The organism is Brevibacillus sp. SIMBA_040, assembly GCF_046535075.1.
Lineage (GTDB): Bacteria > Bacillota > Bacilli > Brevibacillales > Brevibacillaceae > Brevibacillus.
In genome coordinates, this window is sequence record NZ_JAWRXI010000300.1 from 1 (window position 1) to 254 (window position 254).

General features: G+C 29.5%; 1 protein-coding gene. It reads left to right on the plus strand.

Translation table 11 applies throughout. The annotated features are described in order from the left end of the window. A partial coding sequence (locus SB752_RS32910) for a hypothetical protein (RefSeq protein WP_410719581.1) occupies positions 1-254 on the plus strand: 254 nt, incomplete at both ends.

The window sequence follows — 254 nt, forward strand, 5'->3', positions numbered from 1 at the left end:
GTTCGCGTAGGAGAAAAAGCTTTAACAACACACTTTAATAAATGGATAGCATACTTAGAATCATATAATAATGTTTCTTCATTTTATGATGATCCAATATTAGAAGCATATCAGACTGAGTTTGTTTCAAATTTTGAATTCTTAGATGAAAGTGCTGAAACAAGTCCATTTCATACAACTCAAATTCTACAGTTGGACAATTTGTTAGAGCAAATGAGTGTCAGATTAATTGAATTATCTGATGATACTAATAG